General features: G+C 69.6%; 19 protein-coding genes, 2 tRNA genes and 2 pseudogenes. 12 read left to right on the top strand and 11 right to left on the bottom strand.

Features of this window, described 5'->3' with window-relative positions:
• Positions 1–225: 225 nt before the first annotated feature.
• Both AP234_RS16200 and AP234_RS16195 read left to right on the top strand, forming a co-directional pair.
• The gene (locus AP234_RS16200; RefSeq protein ID WP_431998675.1) at positions 226–1863 is read left to right on the top strand and encodes a dolichyl-phosphate-mannose--protein mannosyltransferase; all 1638 of its coding nucleotides are present in this window, start codon (positions 226–228) and stop codon (positions 1861–1863) included.
• An 84-nt stretch (positions 1864–1947) separates the two neighbouring features.
• Positions 1948–3246 carry a hypothetical protein gene (locus AP234_RS16195; protein ID WP_055480503.1) on the top strand — a complete coding sequence of 433 codons (1299 nt, stop codon included), beginning with the start codon at positions 1948–1950 and terminating at the stop codon, positions 3244–3246.
• A 67-nt stretch (positions 3247–3313) separates the two neighbouring features.
• Here AP234_RS16195 and AP234_RS16190 read toward each other — a convergent pair whose 3' ends face one another.
• A complete protein-coding gene (locus AP234_RS16190) occupies positions 3314–3799 on the bottom strand; it encodes a DUF4188 domain-containing protein (protein WP_055480502.1) in 486 nt (161 codons plus the stop codon).
• Positions 3800–3883: 84 nt separating this feature from the next.
• Here AP234_RS16190 and AP234_RS16185 point away from each other — a divergent pair, with 84 nt between their 5' ends.
• The 3 genes and pseudogenes from AP234_RS16185 (at position 3884) to AP234_RS16180 (ending at position 5159) form a co-directional block, all read left to right on the top strand.
• Positions 3884–4573 (top strand): MerR family transcriptional regulator, encoded by a 690-nt coding sequence (locus tag AP234_RS16185; protein ID WP_055480501.1) that lies wholly within the window; start codon positions 3884–3886, stop codon positions 4571–4573.
• Positions 4545–4676: pseudogene (locus AP234_RS39550) on the top strand (TetR/AcrR family transcriptional regulator); the annotation flags it as partial. The gene AP234_RS16185 and the pseudogene AP234_RS39550, both read left to right, overlap by 29 nt.
• 72 nt (positions 4677–4748) lie before the next feature.
• A complete protein-coding gene (locus AP234_RS16180; RefSeq protein WP_235558198.1) occupies positions 4749–5159 on the top strand; it encodes a hypothetical protein in 411 nt (136 codons plus the stop codon).
• 5 nt (positions 5160–5164) lie between these two features.
• Here the strand turns inward: AP234_RS16180 and AP234_RS16175 are convergent, their stop codons facing one another.
• Entirely contained in the window at positions 5165–5545 is a 381-nt protein-coding gene (locus AP234_RS16175) for a hypothetical protein (RefSeq protein ID WP_055480499.1), read from the bottom strand.
• A gap of 206 nt (positions 5546–5751) precedes the next feature.
• On the opposite strand from AP234_RS16175, the pseudogene AP234_RS39545 reads away from it, so the two are divergent.
• A pseudogene (locus AP234_RS39545) lies at positions 5752–5874 on the top strand (MerR family DNA-binding transcriptional regulator); the annotation flags it as partial.
• A 150-nt stretch (positions 5875–6024) separates the two neighbouring features.
• Here AP234_RS39545 and AP234_RS16170 read toward each other — a convergent pair.
• From AP234_RS16170 to galU, 7 genes are all read right to left on the bottom strand, one after another.
• Positions 6025–6101, bottom strand: a tRNA-Ala gene (locus tag AP234_RS16170).
• 50 nt (positions 6102–6151) lie between these two features.
• A complete protein-coding gene (sepX, locus tag AP234_RS16165) occupies positions 6152–6805 on the bottom strand; it encodes a divisome protein SepX/GlpR (RefSeq protein WP_055480498.1) in 654 nt (217 codons plus the stop codon).
• 227 nt (positions 6806–7032) lie between these two features.
• A complete protein-coding gene (locus AP234_RS16160; protein ID WP_055480497.1) occupies positions 7033–7677 on the bottom strand; it encodes a GNAT family N-acetyltransferase in 645 nt (214 codons plus the stop codon).
• A 269-nt stretch (positions 7678–7946) separates the two neighbouring features.
• Positions 7947–8435 (bottom strand): MogA/MoaB family molybdenum cofactor biosynthesis protein, encoded by a 489-nt coding sequence (locus AP234_RS16155; protein ID WP_055480496.1) that lies wholly within the window; start codon positions 8433–8435, stop codon positions 7947–7949.
• A gap of 52 nt (positions 8436–8487) precedes the next feature.
• A complete protein-coding gene (gene moaC / locus AP234_RS16150) occupies positions 8488–9009 on the bottom strand; it encodes a cyclic pyranopterin monophosphate synthase MoaC (protein WP_055480495.1) in 522 nt (173 codons plus the stop codon).
• Positions 9006–10190 carry a molybdotransferase-like divisome protein Glp gene (gene glp / locus AP234_RS16145; RefSeq protein ID WP_055480753.1) on the bottom strand — a complete coding sequence of 395 codons (1185 nt, stop codon included), beginning with the start codon at positions 10188–10190 and terminating at the stop codon, positions 9006–9008. Before glp ends, moaC begins: the two co-directional genes overlap by 4 nt.
• Before the next feature lie 52 nt (positions 10191–10242).
• Positions 10243–11148, bottom strand: a complete 906-nt coding sequence (gene galU, locus AP234_RS16140; RefSeq protein WP_055480494.1) for a UTP--glucose-1-phosphate uridylyltransferase GalU — start codon at positions 11146–11148, stop codon at positions 10243–10245.
• A gap of 25 nt (positions 11149–11173) precedes the next feature.
• Between galU and AP234_RS16135 the strand changes: the two genes are divergently transcribed.
• The 5 genes from AP234_RS16135 to AP234_RS16115 all read left to right on the top strand — a co-directional run bounded on the left by AP234_RS16135 (position 11174) and on the right by AP234_RS16115 (position 15995).
• Positions 11174–11749, top strand: coding sequence for a 5-formyltetrahydrofolate cyclo-ligase (locus tag AP234_RS16135; RefSeq protein WP_055480493.1), 576 nt, complete (start codon positions 11174–11176; stop codon positions 11747–11749).
• 202 nt (positions 11750–11951) lie between these two features.
• Positions 11952–13496 carry a potassium/proton antiporter gene (locus AP234_RS16130; RefSeq protein ID WP_200926546.1) on the top strand — a complete coding sequence of 515 codons (1545 nt, stop codon included), beginning with the start codon at positions 11952–11954 and terminating at the stop codon, positions 13494–13496.
• Positions 13497–13846: 350 nt separating this feature from the next.
• Complete coding sequence (locus AP234_RS35025; RefSeq protein ID WP_083502162.1) at positions 13847–14251, top strand: FmdB family zinc ribbon protein; 405 nt, start codon at positions 13847–13849, stop codon at positions 14249–14251.
• Between the two features lie 160 nt (positions 14252–14411).
• On the top strand, positions 14412–15218 hold the full coding sequence (locus AP234_RS16120) for an S-methyl-5'-thioadenosine phosphorylase (RefSeq protein WP_055480491.1): 807 nt from the start codon (positions 14412–14414) through the stop codon (positions 15216–15218).
• Positions 15219–15230: 12 nt separating this feature from the next.
• Positions 15231–15995 carry an SAF domain-containing protein gene (locus AP234_RS16115; protein ID WP_055480490.1) on the top strand — a complete coding sequence of 255 codons (765 nt, stop codon included), beginning with the start codon at positions 15231–15233 and terminating at the stop codon, positions 15993–15995.
• A gap of 121 nt (positions 15996–16116) precedes the next feature.
• Here the strand turns inward: AP234_RS16115 and AP234_RS16110 are convergent, their stop codons facing one another.
• Entirely contained in the window at positions 16117–17238 is a 1122-nt protein-coding gene (locus tag AP234_RS16110; RefSeq protein WP_235558197.1) for a D-alanyl-D-alanine carboxypeptidase family protein, read from the bottom strand.
• A gap of 108 nt (positions 17239–17346) precedes the next feature.
• Positions 17347–18363, bottom strand: coding sequence for a hypothetical protein (locus tag AP234_RS16105; protein WP_152990445.1), 1017 nt, complete (start codon positions 18361–18363; stop codon positions 17347–17349).
• A gap of 158 nt (positions 18364–18521) precedes the next feature.
• Here AP234_RS16105 and AP234_RS16100 point away from each other — a divergent pair.
• Positions 18522–18594: transfer RNA gene (locus AP234_RS16100), tRNA-Arg, on the top strand.
• The last annotated feature ends 70 nt before the right edge of the window (positions 18595–18664 follow it).

Below are 18664 nucleotides of genomic sequence, written 5' to 3'. Positions count from 1 at the left end.
TCCAGCCTATGACCTCGCCGACTTCTCAGTCGTAAACGGTCGAGCCGCTCGACGCGTAAGCCCTCGGAAAGACGCGGGTGAGTTCTCGGAAAGGTCGCGCATAAGCCCTTGGAGAGTTCTCACCGTTTCCAGCTGAAACGTTCACCCGTGAACGGCCAGATATCCCCAATCCTCGCGTAGGCCATGTTCGAGGCCCGCCCTCGCCAGTACGCTGTCGGAGTGGCCGTGACCGATTCCCCTTACCAGGCGTTCGAACAGCCCGAGCAGGGGTCCCCGACCTCCCGAGGTGGCGACCCGGACTCATCCGACTCGCCCGCCGTCTCCCTGCGCGACCGGCTGGTCCCGCCCCTGAGCGGCGACGCTCTGTGGGGCTGGATCGGCCCGATCGCGGTCGCGGCGTTCGGTGCGGTCCTGCGATTCCTGCATCTCGGCACGCCCAAGGTCCTCGTCTTCGACGAGACCTACTACGCGAAGGACGCCTACTCGACGATCAAGTTCGGCGTCGAGCGGCAGTTCGTCGACGGCGCCGACGCCCTGGTGAACGCGGGCAACCTGAACATCTTCAAGCACTGCGAGCAGGTGGACCAGTGCGCCAACTACGTGGTGCATCCGCCGCTCGGCAAGTGGCTCATCGGTCTCGGCGAGATGATCTTCGGGATGAACCCGTTCGGGTGGCGGTTCGCCGCCGCGCTGGTGGGCTCGATCTCCATCCTGATCCTCGCCAGGGTGGCCCGGCGGATGACCCGGTCGACGCTGCTGGGCTGCCTGGCCGGGTTCCTGCTCTCGCTCGACGCCCTCCACTTCGTGCTGTCCCGTACGGCGCTGCTGGACATCTTCCTGATGTTCTGGGTCCTGGCCGCGTTCGCCTGCCTGGTCGTCGACCGCGACCGGGTGCGCGCACGGCTGGCCGACTGGCACGAGGCCGGGCCCTCCGACGACGCCCGGGGCGTCGGCCCGTCGCTCGGTCTGCGGCCCTGGCGGCTCGCGGCCGGCCTGTGCCTGGGCGCCGCGCTGGCCACCAAGTGGACCGGCCTGTTCTACATCCTCGCCTTCGGGATCATGTCGCTGGTCTGGGACGCGGGTGCGCGGCGGGCCGTCGGCGTGCGCAGGCCGTACATCGGGATGTTCCGGCGGGATCTGCCGCTCGCCGCCCTCTGGGCGGGCCTGATCCCCGCGGTGGCCTATGTCGCGTCGTTCGCCGGCTGGTTCGCCACCGACGGCGGCTACGGCCGCAACTGGGCCGATGCGACGTCGGGCGGGCCGTTCCACTTCGTGTCCAAGTCCCTGGGCTCCTGGATCGACTACCAGGTCCAGGTTCTGACGTTCCACGAGGGGCTGCAGACCTCGCATCCGTACCAGTCCACCCCGTGGTCGTGGCCGCTGCTGCTGAAGCCGGTCGCGTTCTTCTACGAGCAGCCGACGACCTGCGGGACGTCGTCGTGCTCGTGGGCGGTGCTCGGCACCGGAACCCCGGTGATCTGGTACGGCGGGCTGATCGCCCTGATCACGATGGTCACCTGGTACGTGGCGACGCGCGACTGGCGTGCGGGCGCGGTGCTCGTCGGCTACGCCGCCGGATGGCTGCCCTGGTTCTACTTCGCGATCGCCGGCAACCGGACGATGTTCCTGTTCTACGCGATGCCGCTGGTGCCGTTCATGGTCTTGGCGATCGTGCTGGCCCTCGGGCTCCTCATCGGGGGCACGGACACCTCGCGCCGGCGTCGCCTCGGCGGAATCGTGGGAGCCGGGACGTTCGCCCTGCTCGCGCTGGCCAACTTCTGGTGGCTCTATCCGGTGATCGCCGCCGAGGTCCTACCGTACGACGACTGGTTTGCCCGGATGCTTTTCCGATCGTGGGTTTGATCCCCCGTATCGTTGGTCGCGGGGGTGGTCGCCATGATGCCGGGTCGTCGTCAACGATGGGGTCCATACGGCAGACTGCGGGTCATGCCCGCACCTGATGTGGCCGCGCTTCTGGCACGGCTGGAGCGCTCGGAGCCGCACATCGCCGAGTCGGCCCGTGTGGCCGTCGAATGGCTCGCCGGCGGCGAAGCGCTGGAGACCATCAGCCAGCTCGATGTATGCGAGTTCCTCTGGTACACCCTGCCCGTCAAGGTGGCCGGCGACCGCCGGACCATCGCGCGGGCGCTCGGCGAACTGCTGCGGCTGGGTGGCATGGAACGATACGCCGCCCTCTGCGACTCACCGGTCACGGCACGGATCCTGCGGACGTACGCCCGGGAGGGCGAGGAGGCCGGAATGGCCGCCTATCACCAGGCGCTCGAAGCGACCGGGGTGGTGCCCCCGGACATCGCGGAGCTGTCCTGGAGTTCGATCATGGGGCCGGAGGAGATGGGCGCGCACGTCGCCTGTGCCGCCGCCCTGGAGCTCGCGATCGTGTCCGGCGAGCCGGTGGACCGGGCCGAGCTGACCCGGCGCTGGCTCACCGTTCCCCGCACGGAGCTCGGCGGCGACTGCTGGCTGCACCGCGTCCACGGGGAGCGGCTCAACCGCTGGGTGCTCGGCCGCGGCCCGGCCCGCCGTGAGCTCGCCCAGCCCTTCGAGGTGCGGCTGCACGCCCCCGTCCCGCCGCCGGAGGGTCCGCATCTGGAGCCGCTGCGGTGGCTGCTCGGGCTGGCCCGGCACGGCATCCGCCTCACCGAACGGCTGAACCTGGCCCGGGCCGTCGCCGTCGAGTCCGTGGAGCGCTTCGGCTGGGAGACCAACACGACGGGATCGGTCCGCAGTGAGGCCGAGGTGTTCGCGCTGACCACGCTCAAGGGCATCGCCGTCCGGGAGCTGCGGGTGCTGCGCCGTACCGGTCGCAAGCTCATCCTCACCCCGACCGGACGGGAGCTGTTGGACGACCGGGGAGCACTGTGGACCGCGGCCACGACCGCGCTGCTCACCCCGGCGGCGGGCGAGCACGAGTTCGAGATCTCCGCACGCGAGTCTGCGCTGATGCTGCTCGCCGACGGCGCTTCGCTGGACTTCGGCGAGCTGCGTGCCCGGGTGGCCGAGGTGGTGAACGGCGAGGGCTGGCGTACGGCACGGGGCGACCGGGTGTCCACCCTCGATCTGACCGCGCCGCTCGGTGAGCTGGAGCGCCGCCTCGACGCCCTCGGCCTGCGTGTCGACTGCGGGTGGAACTCCCCCTGGCAGCTCAGCGCCGCCGGCCGGTCGGCCGCGCTGGCCGCGCTGCGCGCCCAGGCCCTGCGTCCGCGGCAGTACGCGGGGCTCGGCTAGACGGGGCTCGGCGGGCCGGGTTGGAGAGGCCCTGTTCACAGGAGGCCAGGTTCACAGGGGGCTGGGTTCAGCCAGGCTGTGAAGCGCTCTCGAGGTGTAGGTTCCCTGCGGCGAGGCGCTCTGCGGATGTGTTGCCCAGCCGTGCCGTGGGCACGAGTTCTCCGGCCTGGCCGAGGCCGAACGGCGGCATGTTGACATAGACGGTCTCATATCCGCTGACCGTGTAGGTCTCATGCCAGATCCCTACGGCCTCGCTCCGGTACGCCTCCCGGAAGAAGCGCTTCCAGGCGGGCCAGTGGTTCCCGTCGCGGTTCTTGGCGTAAGCGTGCAGGTGGTCCGTACTCCGCCAGTATTGCACCATCAGCGTGGTCCTGCCGTTGAAGAAGCTCTCGAAGCCCAGCAGCCCGTGGGCAGGGTCGGCCCGCAGCTCCTTGATCATCGGGGCCATCGTGCGGGCCACCGGAAACCACTTGCGCAGTGCCCTGAACCGATTGATCCGCATCCCGATCAGGAAGACGACGAAGTCGCCGTCGATCCGCGCGCTGTGCCGCATAACCACCCCTCTTGGATACTGTCACTATTCAATGATTGGATACTAGAGCTATCTAGCGAGGTTGGCAAGTAGTACTATCCAGCTATGCGGATATCCCAGCTCAGCGCCGAATCCGGGGTGGCCATCCCGACGATCAAGTTCTACCTACGCGAGGGGCTGCTGCCCCAGGGCGAGCAGACGTCGGCCACCCGGGCGGAGTATGACCAGTCGCATCTGCGCAGGCTGCGGCTCATCCGGGCGCTCCTGGAGGTCGGGCGGCTGCCGGTGGCGGTGATCCGCAAGATCATCGAAGCCGTCGAGGACGAGGGGACCGACATCCATGGGATGTTGGGGACCGCTCATTACGCGCTGAGCCCGGCACCCGAGCCGGTCCCCGACGACGAGGACTGGCGCTCCGCCCGGGAGATCGTCGATCACTTGGTCGCCGACCTCGACTGGCACCGCGTGCATCCCGACGCCCCCACTCGCGACGAACTGGCGCAGACCTTGGTCACTCTGAAGCACCTCGGCATGCCGGCGACGCGTGACGACCTGCTCCCCTACGCGAGAGCCGCGGACACCCTGGTCAAGGAGCACGACATCAGGAAGATTCCCTTGGACGGTCCGCGGGACACCACGGTCGAGGCCCTCGTGATCTGCCAGGTCCTGTACGGCAAGGCGTTCGACGCGCTACGCCGCCTCGCCCAGGAGTCCGAGTCGGCCCGGCACTTCAGCACCCGTCCGCCGGCCGACTGCGCCGCCGCTCCTGAGAAAGGGCCTTCGGACGAAGAGTGACGACGCGCGGCGCAACCGGGAACGCATCCTCCAGGGCGCCGAAACCATCTTCGCCGCCCACGGCACCTCCGCCTCCGCCGAGGACGTCGCGCGCACGGCGGGCGTCGGCATCGGCACCGTCTTCCGCCACTTCCCGACCAAGGAAGCGCTGATCGAGGCGGTCTTCCTCCGGCAGGTGCGCAAGCTCGCCGAAAAGGCCGAGTCCCTCTCGGAAGCGAGCGGCGGCGCCGCCTTTCTCGCCTTCTTCACCTACGCGGTGGACCAGGCCGCCGGGCAGAGCGCGTACGCCGACGCGTTGTCGGAGGCGGCGGACGCCGCCGGAGGAGAGCAAGCCGTATCACGAGTGGGCACGGAGCTGGCCGAGGCGCTCGGCACACTGCTCACCCGGGCACAGGACGCGGGCGCGATTCGCACGGACATCGGAGTACCCGAGCTGATCGCGCTGCTGATCGGGTCGGCCAGGGCCGCCGAACGGATCGGCCCGGACGTCCGTGCCCGCGCGCTCGCCATACTTCTCGCCCCCGGAAGCCCGGAGGGCGCCGCCCGATCTCGCGAGCCGCGCCCTCCTGAGGCGATCTTTCAGTGAGACCCTTACGGGATCGTCAGGTAGAAGCCGGCGTCGGCGGGCTGCTTGGTGTCGCTTTCGTTGATGGCGACCAGAAGCGTGTTGACCTGGTTTTTGCAGTGGCTGTGCGGGGTCCAGACTCCGTAGGTCTTGTTGTAGTCCTTCCACGGAGTGACCTGTACCACCTCGCGGGCGAGGTCAATGTCGGCACCGACGCGGACACAGTAGCGGCCGACGCCCCACCGTGAGACGGAGACGATGTTCTTGCCGTAGGCAAGAGTGCCGTCGGCCTGGACGGCGGCGGCGGCCTGAGCGTAGGGCGACGGTGCCGCCGCGTAAGCCGTGGTGGGCGTCAGGATCGCGGTAGCGGCCAGCACTCCGGCTGCCAGGCGTGCGCGCGACGTCATAGTGATCACGTTGTCCTTCCGTTCGCAGTGCGGCACCGAGGCGAATGGCAAGCATCGGTGCCTATTCATTGGACACTCTAAGTAATCAAGTCGATTCAATGAGTCATTTCCGGTGTGGCGCGACGGAGCCACAAGAGGAGGGAAATCGGGAGCATGCATGAGTCAGCCCGCGCGGGTGATCTGGGACGACGCTCTCGCCTCGTACGATGTCGGCCCCGGACATCCGCTCGCGGCGTGCGTTGCGCTACCACGAAGAGCAGGGCTTGCTCAGCCCGGAGCGGACGCCTTCGGGGCAGCGTCGCTACGGCGAGGACGCGGTCGAGCTGGTGCGGTTGTTCCGGCGCCGAAGCGTCTCAAGCTCCGGCCGATCCTCTTGGAAGGCACGGCGACGAGGGATGATCTGTTCAACCCGTAGTCACTCAGTTAGTCACCCAGAAGACCAGAAGGCCGGTCCCGCTAGGCGGAACCGGCCTCTGTCGTGGTGGAGCTATGGGGATTTGAACCCCAGACCCCTTCGATGCGAACGAAGTGCGCTACCGGACTGCGCTATAGCCCCAACGACCTCGACTAGGTTAGCAAACTCTGTGGGCTTCTCGCGCCATCCGTTCAGTCTCCGACCGCACGGCGGCCTTCGGCGTACTGGTCGAAGACCTTGACCTGCCTGCGCGCCTCGAACTCGATGATCTCCGCCTCCCGGGCCATGGCTCGGCGCCGCTCCCGCTGCCTGCGCAGGTACGCCGCCCGCGCCGCGGCGGCCCGCTCCCGCTGCTCCCGATCGATCCGTACGGCGATCCGCAGCACGGCGAGGTAGCCCACGAGCAGGACGCCCGACGGCGCCACCCCCCACCACGGCATCACCCGGACGGCCGCGGTGACCACGGAGGCGAGGACGAGCAGAACGCTCCACAGCAGCCGCCTGCGGCGGCGGGCGAGGATGCGGGCCCTCCGCTTGCCGGCGTGCTGCCGTACCGCTGCGGGGCGGGGCGCGGCGGCAGCCGATTCTTCCGGAGTCGTGGCCTCGACGGGAGAGGGGATGTCAGTGGGTTCGCCTGGTGGGCTCGCCTCCTGTCCGGACTGCTCGGCGGGCGGCTCGACGACCGTGTCGGCCTCGCCCTCGGTGTCGGTGTCGGTGTCGGTGTCGTCGGTGGGATGATCGTTGAAGACTTCCTCGTCGACGTGCCGGTCGCGGCGCAGCCACATGGGCAGCAGGACGCTCAGCCACATCACGACGATGGCGAAGTAGAGGATGGCGCTACCCATACGGCCACCTCCGGGCAGCGTGAACACTGCCGGGGACCAGTGTCGGCGGAGCAGTGTTCACGTCACGCACGGTAGAGCGGACTGTCACTGATTGACGAGCATTCGGTCCGGTGTGTCGCGAGATCGTCAAAGCCCTTCCTGTAATTCGATCCCGCACTGCCCGGATCCCGGCCGGTTAACCGCGCCGCATCTCCCCGGTGCGGCTCCGTACGATCACGCTGCCCGCGTCAGCCGGGGCTGGACTCGCTCCGCCGGGCGGCCGCCTCGTTCCTCGTCCTGCGCCACTGGACGAGCAGCCCGCGGGGCACGTCCTCCACGGTCAGCGCGTAGCAGATGTGGTCACGCCACGCGCCGTCGATGTGGAGCTGCCGCCTGCGGATGCCCTCCTCCCGGAACCCGAGCTTCTCCACGACCCTGCGGCTGGCGTGGTTCTCCGGTCTGATGCTCGCCTCCAAACGGTGTAAACCGGTGGTGAAGAAGCAGTGGTCGGCCGCCATGGCCAGAGCCGTCGGAATGATGCCACGCCCGGCGAGGGCGCCGTCGATCCAGTACCCCACCTGGGCGGAGCGCGCCGAACCCCAGACGACCGCCCCGATCGTGAGCTGACCGGCGAACCTGCCCTCGTACGTCACGACCCACGGCATGGCGAGCCCCTGCCTGGCCTCGCGGCGGAGCGTCCCCACCATCGAGACGTACGGCCCCAGCCCGGTCCGGAACAGCGGGGTCTCGGGGTTGCTCGGCTCCCACGGACGCAGCCACTCGGCGTTGCGCAGGCGGGTGTCGCGCCAGTTCCGGACGTCACGCAGACGTAGCGGGCGGAGCCCCACCGGCCCCTCCGCCAGGGTCGCCGGCCAGCCGCGAAGTCGATCCATCGTTCAATCATCCTCCGAAGGACGGTCAACGCGCCATGTGGGGGCGGCGTGCCGCGCGAAGGTCGGCAGGTTCGGAATCACGGCGCGGACGCCGAGGCCGACATGCCGGGACGGCCGTACGCGATCGCGCAGTGCAAGATCACGAAAGGCATTCGCCCTGGTGGGCGGCCTTGCGTGCGAGTTTCTGCAAGATCACGAAGGGAGGTCGGGCAGGTCAACGGGCTCCCCTGCCAGAATTCGCAAGATCACGGGGTGGGGTTCAACGCGGGTCATGTGGTGGGGCGGCGGGGGTGGTCTCCGCCGTGGATCTGGTCGACGACGTGCCGGAGGATCGGCGCGAGTACGGCCATGCCGTCGCGTACGCCACCGGACGAGCCGGGCAGATTGACGATCAAGGTGTGGCCGGCCTGGCCGGCGAGGCCGCGCGAGAGGATCGACGTCGGCACGCGATCGCGGTTGACCAGGCGTACGGCCTCGGCGATGCCGGGGATCTCGCGGCCGATGACGCGCCGGGTCATCTCGGGGGTGAGATCCCCGGGGGTGACACCGGTGCCGCCGGTCGTGACGATCACGTCGTATCCCTCGGTCACGCCTTCGCGCAGCGCGGCCTCGACCGGCTCGCCGTCGGGCACCACCCGCGGCCCGTCCACCACGTCGCAGCCGGCCTCGGCCAGCAGTGACGCCAGCAGCGGACCGGATCTGTCCTCATAGATCCCGGCAGCCGCCCGGTTCGACACCGTGACAACCAACGCACGCACCGCCGCGCTCCTCTCTCTGTCCCACCCGACCCTCAGTGCCCCACCCGGCGGGTCAGCCGGGCTCCGATCGGCTCGCGTCGGAAGGGGTCCAGCGGCCGGTCTTGCCGCCGGTCTTCTCCGCCACTTTGACGTCGGTGATGACGGCGCCCGGATCGACGGCCTTGATCATGTCGATCAGGGCGAGCCCGGCGACCGCGACGGCCGTCAGCGCCTCCATCTCGACCCCGGTCCGGTCCGCCGTCTTCACCCTGGCGGTGATCTCCACACCGGCGTCGACGACGGTGAGCTCCACCTTCACCCCGTGCAGCGCGATCGGATGGCAGAGCGGCACCAGGTCGGGGGTGCGCTTGGCCCCCATGATCCCGGCGATCCTGGCCACCCCGAGCGCATCACCCTTCGGCACCTCCCCAGAACGCAGCACGGCGACGGCCTCCGGCGCGAGCAGGACGCGCCCCGTGGCGGTGGCCGTACGCGCGCTGACGCCCTTCTCCGAGACATCGACCATCCGGGCCGCGCCGGACTCGTCGATGTGCGTGAGACCTCCGGTGCGACTGCTCGCGGGGTCGCGGTTCACAGCGGGATCACCTCCACCTCGGCCCCTTCGGGCAGTTGTGTCACGTCCTCCGGGAGCACGATCAGGGCGTTGGCGCTCGCCAGGGCGGCGAGCTGGTGGGAGCCCTGTCCGTGCACGGGGGCGACCACGCCGCCGGACAGCACGGCACGCAGGAAGGACCGCTTGCCCTCCGGTGACCGCAACGGCGCGGACGTGACCGCCCGCACGGTCGGCGGCGGCCCGGCGGGCAGCCCCTGCATGGCCAGCAGCGCCGGCTTGACGAACAGCACGAACGACACGAACGACGAGACCGGGTTGCCGGGCAGCGTGAAGATCGGCACCGCGTCCGGACCGACCAGCCCGAAGCCCTGCGGCATGCCCGGCTGCATGGCGACCCTCTCGAAGGCGACCTTGCCCAGCGGGGCGAGGGCCTCCTTGACCGGCTCGTACGCCCCCATCGAGACCCCGCCACTGGTGATGACGGCGTCGGCCCGCAGCAGCTGGTTGTCGAGCGCCTCCAGGAACTCCCTCGGGTCGTCGGTCACCACCCCGGCACGGAAGCCGTCTCCCCCGGCCTGCCGTACGGCCGCCGCGAGCATGAAGCTGTTGGACTCCCAGATCTGTCCGGGCCCGAGCGGCGTGCCGGGCTCGGCCAGCTCCGCGCCGGTGGACAGCACCACCACCCGGGGCCTGGGCCGTACGATCACCTGGCGGCGGCCGACCCCGGCGAGGATGCCGACCTGGGCGGGGCCGATCCGGGTGCCCGCGCGGAGCACGAGGTCGCCCGCCTCCACGTCCTCGCCCGCCCGCCTGATCGCGTTGCCGAACGGCGCCGGCATGTTGATCGTGACGCGGGCGGTGCCGCCGTCGGTCCACTCCACCGGCACGATGGCGTCCGCGCCGGCGGGCACGGGCGCCCCGGTCATGATGCGGGCGACCAGCCCCGGCCCGACGGCGTACACCCCGCCGTCCCCGGCCGCCACGTCCTCGATCACCGGCAGGGTGACCGGAGCGGCCGCGACGTCCTCGGCCCGTACGGCATAGCCGTCCATCGCCGAGTTGTCGAACGGCGGGAGCGGCATGGGCGAGGCCACGTCCTCGGCGAGCACGGTGCCGAGTGCGTTCTCGATGTCGACTTCCATCGGGGCCAGCGGCCGGACGGCCCCGAGGATGTCGGCGAGATGCCGGTCGACGGCTTTCATCATGATCCCGCTTTCGTTATGACTGGGCTTCGCTTTCCGCCACGGCCTGCCCTCACGACTTCGCGTCGTCGAGGAACTCCCGCAACCATGGCAGGAACTCGGGGGCGAGGTCGTCGCGGTCGGCGGCGAACTGCACGACCGTGCGGAGGTAGTCGAGTTTGTTTCCGGTGTCGTAGCGCCGGCCGCGGAACAGCACTCCGTGCACCGGACCACCGTCCCCGGGTCCGCGGGCGGCCAGCGTGCGCAGGGCGTCGGTGAGCTGGATCTCGCCGCCGCGCCCGGGCGGGGTGTTCTCGAGCACCTCGAACACGGTGGGATCGATCACATACCGTCCGATGATCGCCCAGTTTGAGGGGGCCTCGTCGGCCGGGGGCTTCTCCACGAGGTCGGTGACGCGGACCACGTCGTCCTGGTCGGTCGGCGTGATCGCGGCGGCGCCGTACTGGGAGATCTGCTCGCGCGGCACCTCCATGAGCGCGACCACGCTGCCGCCATAGGTGGCACGCACCTCGATCATGCGCTTGAGCAGTGGATCACGCGGGTCGATGAGGTCGTCACCGAGCAGACAGGCGAACGGCTCGTGGCCGACGTGCTGCTTGGCGCACAGCACGGCGTGGCCGAGCCCCTTCGGCTCACCCTGCCGTACGTAGTGCATGATGGCGAGGTCGACCGGCTCCTGAACCTGCGAGAGCCGCTCCTCGTCGCCCTTGGCGCGAAGCGCGTCCTCAAGCTCGTACGCTACGTCGAAGTGATCCTCGATGGACCGCTTGTTGCGGCCGGTCACCATCAGCACGTCGAGCAGGCCTGCGGATACCGCTTCCTCCACGACGTACTGGATGGCAGGCTTGTCGACGATCGGCAGCATCTCCTTGGGGGTCGCCTTCGTCGCGGGCAGGAATCGGGTGCCCAGACCCGCTGCGGGCACGACGGCTTTGGTCACGGGGTCGAAGTCAGCCATGACTGAAACACTAACGGAGCAGCCCATGGACAAGATGAACCTGCGTCGGCTGATCCTGGACGGCAGGGCCAGGCTCGACGCCGCGACGCTGCGGGAGTCGTCGGTCGCGACGCGCGAAACCCTGCTCGACCAGGCATGGGTGCAGATGGCCGGACTGGTGGCGTGCTACTGGTCGATCGGCACCGAGCCGTCGACCCACGGGCTGGTCCTGGCGCTGTGGAAGCACGGCTCGACCGTGATCCTTCCGGTGCAGTTACCGGACGGCGACCTCGACTGGGCCGTTTACGACGGGCCGGACTCACTCGCTCCCGGCCCGTCTGGGATCATGGAGCCGGTGGACACTCGGCGCGGGGTCGACGCCATCCGGACCGCGGCCCTGGTCCTCGTGCCCGCCCTCGCCGTCGACCGCACGACGGGCGTACGGCTCGGCCGTGGCCGTGGGTCCTACGACAGGGCGCTGGCCCGTGTCGGGCCCAACGTGCCGACGGTGGCGCTGCTGCACGAGGGCGAACTCCTCGACGGCGTCCCGGCGGAGCCGCACGATCGACGGGTGAGTCACGCCGCTCTGCCCAGCGGGATCGTCCACCTGGCGGTCCCCTGACGATCCGGCGGTTCTCCGCGTCCGGAGCCTGTCGGGGCGCCTGAAGCCGGCGGGACATCGGGCACGGGGCCGACCTCCGGCGCGCTTGGGTCGTTCAGGGCGTCTGACGCTTGGCGAAACGGGTAGCCGGAACAGCCGGGCCACGGATTACCGATACATCAGAAAAACAGGGATCGATCGGCACAATCGAGACGGGAAGCGGGTGGAGCGTCTGAACGTCTGGCTTCTCGTTTCCGCCGCCGTCGTCATCGCGGCCATCGCATCCGTCCGAATCGCCCACCGCACCGGCCTGCCCAGTCTGCTGATCTATCTCGGCCTGGGCCTGGTGATCGGCGAGGACGGGATCGGCGGCATCCAGTTCGAGAACTCCCAGCTCGCTCAGCAGCTCGGCCTCATCGCGCTCGCCGTCATCCTCGCCGAAGGCGGCCTGACCACCAACTGGAAGAACGTCCGCGACTGCGTACCCGCCGCCCTGGTCCTCGCCACGCTCGGCGTCGCGGTCAGCGTCGTCGTGCTCGCGGTGGCCGTACACGCCCTGCTGGGCATGGACTGGCGCAGTGCGCTGCTGCTCGGCGCGGTGCTCGCGCCGACCGACGCCGCCGCCGTGTTCTCCGTGCTCCGGCGTCTCCCGCTGCCTCCCCGGCTGGCCGGAATCCTGGAGGCGGAATCCGGGTTCAACGACGCGCCCGCTGTGATCATCGTGATGACGCTCAGCGTGGCCGCCGGTCCGTTGCCCGCGCCCGGGAACATCGTGCTGCACACGGCGATCGAGCTCGCGATCGGCGCGGCCGTGGGCGTGCTGGTCGGACCGGCGGGGATCTTCGCGCTGCGCCGGGTCGCGCTCCCCGCATCGGGGCTCTATCCCCTCGCGGTCCTGGCCCTGGCCTTCATCGCCTACAGCGGGGCGGCACTGCTGCACGGGAGCGGGTTCCTCGCCGTCTACGTCGCCACACTGATGCTGGGCAACGCCCGGCTCCCGCACGCCGCCGACACTCGCGGGTTCGCCGAGGGCTCGGCCTGGCTCGCCCAGATCGGCCTGTTCGTCATGCTCGGCATGCTGGCCAGCCCGTCGGAGCTGCCCGAGGTGATCATCCCGGCCCTCGTCTCCGGGATTGCTCTGGTTCTGTTCGCCCGGCCGCTCTCGGTCGCCGTCTCGGCCGTGCTCGTACGGCTGGCCTGGAATGTCCGACTCCCTCGGAACGCACGGCTCACCCGGATCGGGGTGATCCCCTGGCGTGAGCAGACGTTCCTGTCGTGGGCCGGCCTGCGCGGAGCCGTACCCATCGTGCTCGCCACGATCCCCTGGAACGCCGGGGTGCCGGGGGCCAAAAGCCTCTTCAACGACGTTTTCATCATCGTCGTCGTCTTCACCCTCGCGCAGGGGCCGACGCTGCCATATCTGGCACGTTTCCTGGGGGTGACGTCGGAGGGCGAGGCCCGGGAGCTCGACGTCGACTCCGCCCCGCTTGAGGAGCTCGACGCGGATCTCCTCCAGGTGCGCATCCCGTCCGGCTCCCTGCTGCACGGGGTGGAGATCTTCGAGCTGCGTCTCCCCGCGAACGCGATGGTGACCTTGGTCGTACGCGACGGTGAGTCGTTCGTGCCGACCTCGACCACGCGGCTCGTCGCGGGAGACCAGCTCCTCATCGTCGTCACGGCCAGCCAGCGGAAGGCCGTCGAGCGCCGGCTGCGAGCCGTGAGCCGGCGCGGCAAGCTGGCCGGTTGGTACGGCGAACGCGGTCTGTGATCTATGAGCCGTGATCTGTGAGACGTGAGCACGATGGGGGCGGGCTCGGACGGACAGCCGGACAGTCGCGGGCTCAGACGGACAGCCGGACAGTCGCGGGCTCAGACGGACAGCCGGGAGCATGGGCGACCCACGAACGGGACAATCGAGACAGGCGACCCGGACGGCAATAAACCGGTCCGGAGTGGCGTTTGGCCTCGTGGGTTGCTTACCATTAGCAATCGTCCTAGCCGAGTGCTAGACAGTTTTCGGTGAATGCTGTCGGTCGCGAACGGCGTCCGCGCCCATGCGGCAGAAGTCGATTCGCCGAACACGACCTTGGTTTCAAGTGTTAGTTCCGGGAGGAACGCGTGCCCACCTACCAGTACGCCTGCACGGCCTGCGACGAGCAGTTGGAGGTCGTCCAGAAGTTCTCCGACGACCCGCTCACGGAGTGCCCGTCCTGCCAGGGGCGGCTGCGCAAGGTCTTCTCCGCCGTGGGCATCGTGTTCAAGGGCTCCGGTTTCTACCGCACGGACAGCCGTTCCTCCGGTTCGTCGTCGTCGGTGGCGGCCTCGTCGAACGGCTCCAACGGGTCGAGCGGGTCGAACGACTCGAGTGGCGCGAACGGCTCCAGCGGTTCGGGCGGCGAGTCGAAGTCGTCGGGTGGATCGGGCAAGAAGGAGACCGCCGCGTCCTCCTCGTCTTCTTCGTCTTCTTCGTCCTCTGGTTCGTCGGGTTCCTCTGGTTCGTCGGGCTCGACCACGGCGGCCTGAGGTCCTGAGTTTCCCGAGGCTCTGAGGTCCTGAGTTTCCCGAGGCTCTGAGGTCCTGGGTTTCCTGGAATTCGGGCCGCCCGGATCCGGGGTGCGGACGGTTATCCACAGGACGCCGTCGGCTGCCGCCGGAGCAGGACGATTTCGTTAGGGTCGGCGACATGGTCAATCGCGTAGAGATCGGCATCATCGGCGGCTCGGGGCTTTACTCCCTTCTCGACGACGCCGAGGAGGTCGACGTGGAGACGCCGTACGGCCCACCCAGCGACAAGATCGCACTGGGCCGGATCGGCGACCGGTCGGTGGCGTTCGTCCCCCGGCATGGTCGCGGCCACGTCCATCCTCCGCACCGCATTCCCTACCGTGCGAACCTGTGGGCGCTGCGCTCCCTCGGCGTACGTCAGGTGCTCGCGCCCAACGCGGTCGGCTCGCTGCGCCCCGAGCTCGGGCCGGGCACGCTGGTGGTTCCCGACCAGCTCGTGGACCGGACCAGCGGGAGGGTGCAGACCTACTACGACACCGGCTGTGCCGTACACGTGTCGTTCGCCGACCCCTACTGCCCGCTGGGCCGGGCCACCGCCGTGGCCAAGGCGGTCGAGGCGGGGTGGGACACGGTCGACGGCGGCACCCTGGTCGTGATCGAGGGGCCGCGCTTCTCCACCCGCGCCGAGTCGAAGTGGTTCTCGGCGGCGGGATGGTCGATCGTCGGCATGACCGGGCATCCCGAAGCCGTGCTCGCCCGGGAGCTGGCGCTCTGCTACACCGCGCTGTCGCTCGTCACGGATCACGACGCGGGCGTCGAGGCCGGCGAGGGGGTCACCCACGAGGAGGTCCTCGCCTTCTTCGCCGCCAACGTCGAGCGAATGCGCACGCTGGTCGGCTCGGTCGCCGAGGCCCTCCCGGTCGAACGTGACTGCGCCTGCGGCAGCGCCCTCGACGGCGTCAAACTCCCCTTCGACCTGCCGTAGCCCGGACGCGCCATGAGTGCCCTGAGCCGTCTGCTCGCGCGCCATCACACGACTACTCAGCGCCGTCGTTCCATCACCCGCCGCCTCGCCGCTCATCGCCGCCTGATCGCGGCGGTCCTCGCGGGTGCGGCCATGGCATGCGCGCTGGCATCCATAGGGCCGCCGGGCGGCGTGGAGGTCCTCGCCGCCGCCCACGATCTGGGTGGGGGTCGGCTGTCCGCCTCCGACGTCATGGTCGTACGGCTGCCGCCCGACGCGGTGCCCGACGGCGTCTTCCGTCCGGGAGCCACGCTGACGGGACGGGTCGTCGCCGGGCCGATGCGCCGGGGCGAGCCGCTCACCGACGCGCGGATCCTGGGGCGGGGGATGCTCTCGACGCAGGGGCCGGGAATGGTGGCGACGCCGGTCAGGATCGCCGACCCGGCCGCCGGCGAGCTGCTCTCACCCGGTGACGTCGTCGACGTCCTCGCCGCGTTCGAGACGGATCCGTTCGCGGCGGGCCCACTCGGGGCGGACCCGCTCGCGGGGGCGCCGCCGGAGGAGCCGGCCGGGAGCGCGGCGGCGGACGACACAGGTGGCTTCGAGAGGGCGTCATCGGAGGGTGCCGCGCGGCAGGCCGTCATGGTCGCGCGTGAGGTGCGGGTGATGACGCCGCCGTCATCCGGAGAGGGAGGCGAGGGCGTCCTGCTCGTACTGGCGACCACCCCGGGCCAGGCCGCCCGGCTCGCGCAGGCACAGGCCCACGGGCGACTCTCGGTCGCGATCCATCCCCGCTGAGGCCCCCCGGGATCCGCCGGTGCGAAGTCGGCGGCGTGGCCGGCCTTTTGGGGAGGTCTCTCGAGAGGGCCGGCTTCTGGGGGCGGTTTCTGTTCTGGGATCGGTTTCTGGGGTCGGCTTCTCAGAGGAGGGAGCCGACCTGCGGGTCGTACTCCCAGTGCCAGGGCTCGAAGGGGCTGCGGTAGGCCCAGTCGGGGTGAATCCAGCCGAACCGCTTGCCGTTCTCCTCCAGCCAGTTGAACTCCGCCGAGCGGAAGATCTGGATGCCGCCGCACAGGTCGACGGCCAACCCCAGGCCGTGGTTGCTCTTGCCGGGCGTGGCGGCGAATCCGGGACGCCGATAGTAGACCGCCTGCTGCTCTCCGAGGCTGCGATAGCTGTCGGAAACGCAGATCGGTTTGCCGAACCGCTTCTGGTAGGCCAGGTTGAGGTCGGCAAAGGCGATGGCGGCGTCGGCGCGCAACTCCTCGCCTCGCTGCGGCAGCGGGCACAGGATGCTCTGCGGGAGCAGGCCGTTCGGGTACTGCTCGGCGATCCCCACTCTCGTCGGGTCGCACCCGTTCTTGTTCGCCTTTCCGAGCTTGACCCCCAGCTTGACGAGTGCCTTGGTCAGGGACTTGACGAGTTTGGACGAACGCTGCCGCAGCATCTTGATCTCCGCGTCGAGCTGGGCCTCCTGCAGGAGATTCGCCGCGCGCAGCTCCTGCGCCTCGCCCGCCAGCCGTTCCTGCCGCCGTTGCAGCCGCGCCGCGTCGGTGAGCACCGTGTTACGTGCGTTGGCCAGATAATCCAGGTCGCTCATCGCCCGCAGCGCCCCACTGTCGTCGCCGCTCGCGCTGAACGGGCTGATGCCGGACATGGCGGGATCCTGGTAAATGACCTGGATGAGATCGGACAGGGGTTTGCGCAGCTTGCTGAGCTGCTGCGAGGCCGTCTGAAGCTGGGTCAGCTTCGCCACGAGTTGCTTCTGCGACGACTCGAACCGCTTCTGCCGAGACTTGAGGACCTTCGTGGCGTCCTCGATCCCCTGGTAGGCCTGCTGCGCCTGGCGTCGCAACTCGGTGAGCGTGGTCGGATCCTTGCCCTCGGCGGCACCGGCGCCCCGGGCGGCGACACTCCGCGTGGTGACACTCCTTGTGGCGGTGTCCTGGGCGGCCGTGGCGTGGGTGGCTGCCGCGGCCGTGCCGTACGGGATCCCAGCGGAGAGCGAAGCCATCACCGTGACGACCGCGATCAGACCCACTGATCGAGGAGAGGGCACGATCGTCTCCTCCATGCGAACTCGTGACCTGGGTCAGGGACGCACGTTACTACAGAGAGCTGTGTGACCGGACCTCGCTCACCAGATGTGCTATCTACCGGTCACGTCCCTTTCGAGCGCTTTGCCCTGCCGGACCGCGCCCTGGCGCGGAAAGGTCTCGCCAGTGCGCGGGGATGTCTCCAGAGCCAGCGTGTGTTCCCGGCAGAGCTCCCACAGCCAGGTGTCCCGCCACTCGGGCGAGCAGGTGAGCGGCGTCTCCACGGTCGCCGGCTCACTCGGCTCCTTCGGTGCGGTCGGTGCCGGCGGCTTCGGCGTCCGCCTGACGACCGCGGGCGGAGCCTGCGGGGTGGGCTCGGGCTGCGGGATCCGGATCAGGCCGCCGTAGACCCGCACCGGCCCGAGAGGCTCGGGGACCCGGGTAGGATCCAGCACCGCGTCCCGCCCGGCCTGTACGGACGTCGCCGACTGTGCGTCGCCCGCCGTACCGTCGACGGCCATCGCCGCCGCGACACCGGCGTCGTTCTCCTGTCCTCCGTTGACAGGAGTCCCGTCGCCCGTGTTCTCCCGGCTCCCCGTCGTCTCGCCGCCGTTTCCGTTCTCGACGGTCGCGGTCTTTCCGGCGTTCTCGGGGTTCTCACTGTTCTTGGGGTCGGGCCGGCTAGGAGCGACGTCTTGACGGCCCGCGTTTCGATGGTCCTTGCTCGCCGCCTCGGCCGTGCCGTACGGTCCGGGACTCGGCGACGGAGTCGGGGCGGCCGCGTCGTCCCGCACTGCGTCGCCTCGGTGTTCGCGTCCCGCGCCGTCCCGTCGATCCTCCGCCTCGGCATGTTCCCGTCTGCGGCCGCTCGGCGGTGTGACCGTGGGTGGAAGGACGGTCACGTAGGGCGCTCCGGCGGGCGTCTCGGTCTCCGGCGTAGCGGTTCCCGAGGGCTGGCTCACCTGCGCGGCCGCCTTCTCGCCGTCGGCGACGCTGCCCCGCGCCGCGTCCTCGTAGCCGGCGAGCTTCGCCATGAGCATGACCACGGCCAGGATCGCAGGCACGATCATCGCGGTGATGAACATCAGCGGGCGCAGCCTATGGACATACGTACGTCGCTTTACGGTCACGAACCGTGACGGTAACCGTCGCAAGCAAGCCGGAACACGACCACTTGCCAGCCCTTTACCGCACGTCAGCCAAGCGATGACCGGCCCGGCTCGAGCGACACTCCCCCCGGGAGGCGCGAGCTGGCCCAACCTTTCGCTAGGCTTACATAGCGCGACAAGCCTCCGTAGCTCAGGGGATAGAGCACCGCTCTCCTAAAGCGGGTGCCGCAGGTTCGAATCCTGCCGGGGGCACGTATCTGATCAGGCAAAACACCATCCGACCTGCGGTTTCTCTGCCGCAGGCCCTTTGTTTGATAGACCA

The organism is Sphaerimonospora mesophila (assembly GCF_001417795.1).
GTDB lineage: Bacteria > Actinomycetota > Actinomycetes > Streptosporangiales > Streptosporangiaceae > Sphaerimonospora > Sphaerimonospora mesophila.
This window is presented reverse-complemented; position numbering and strand designations above follow the sequence as displayed.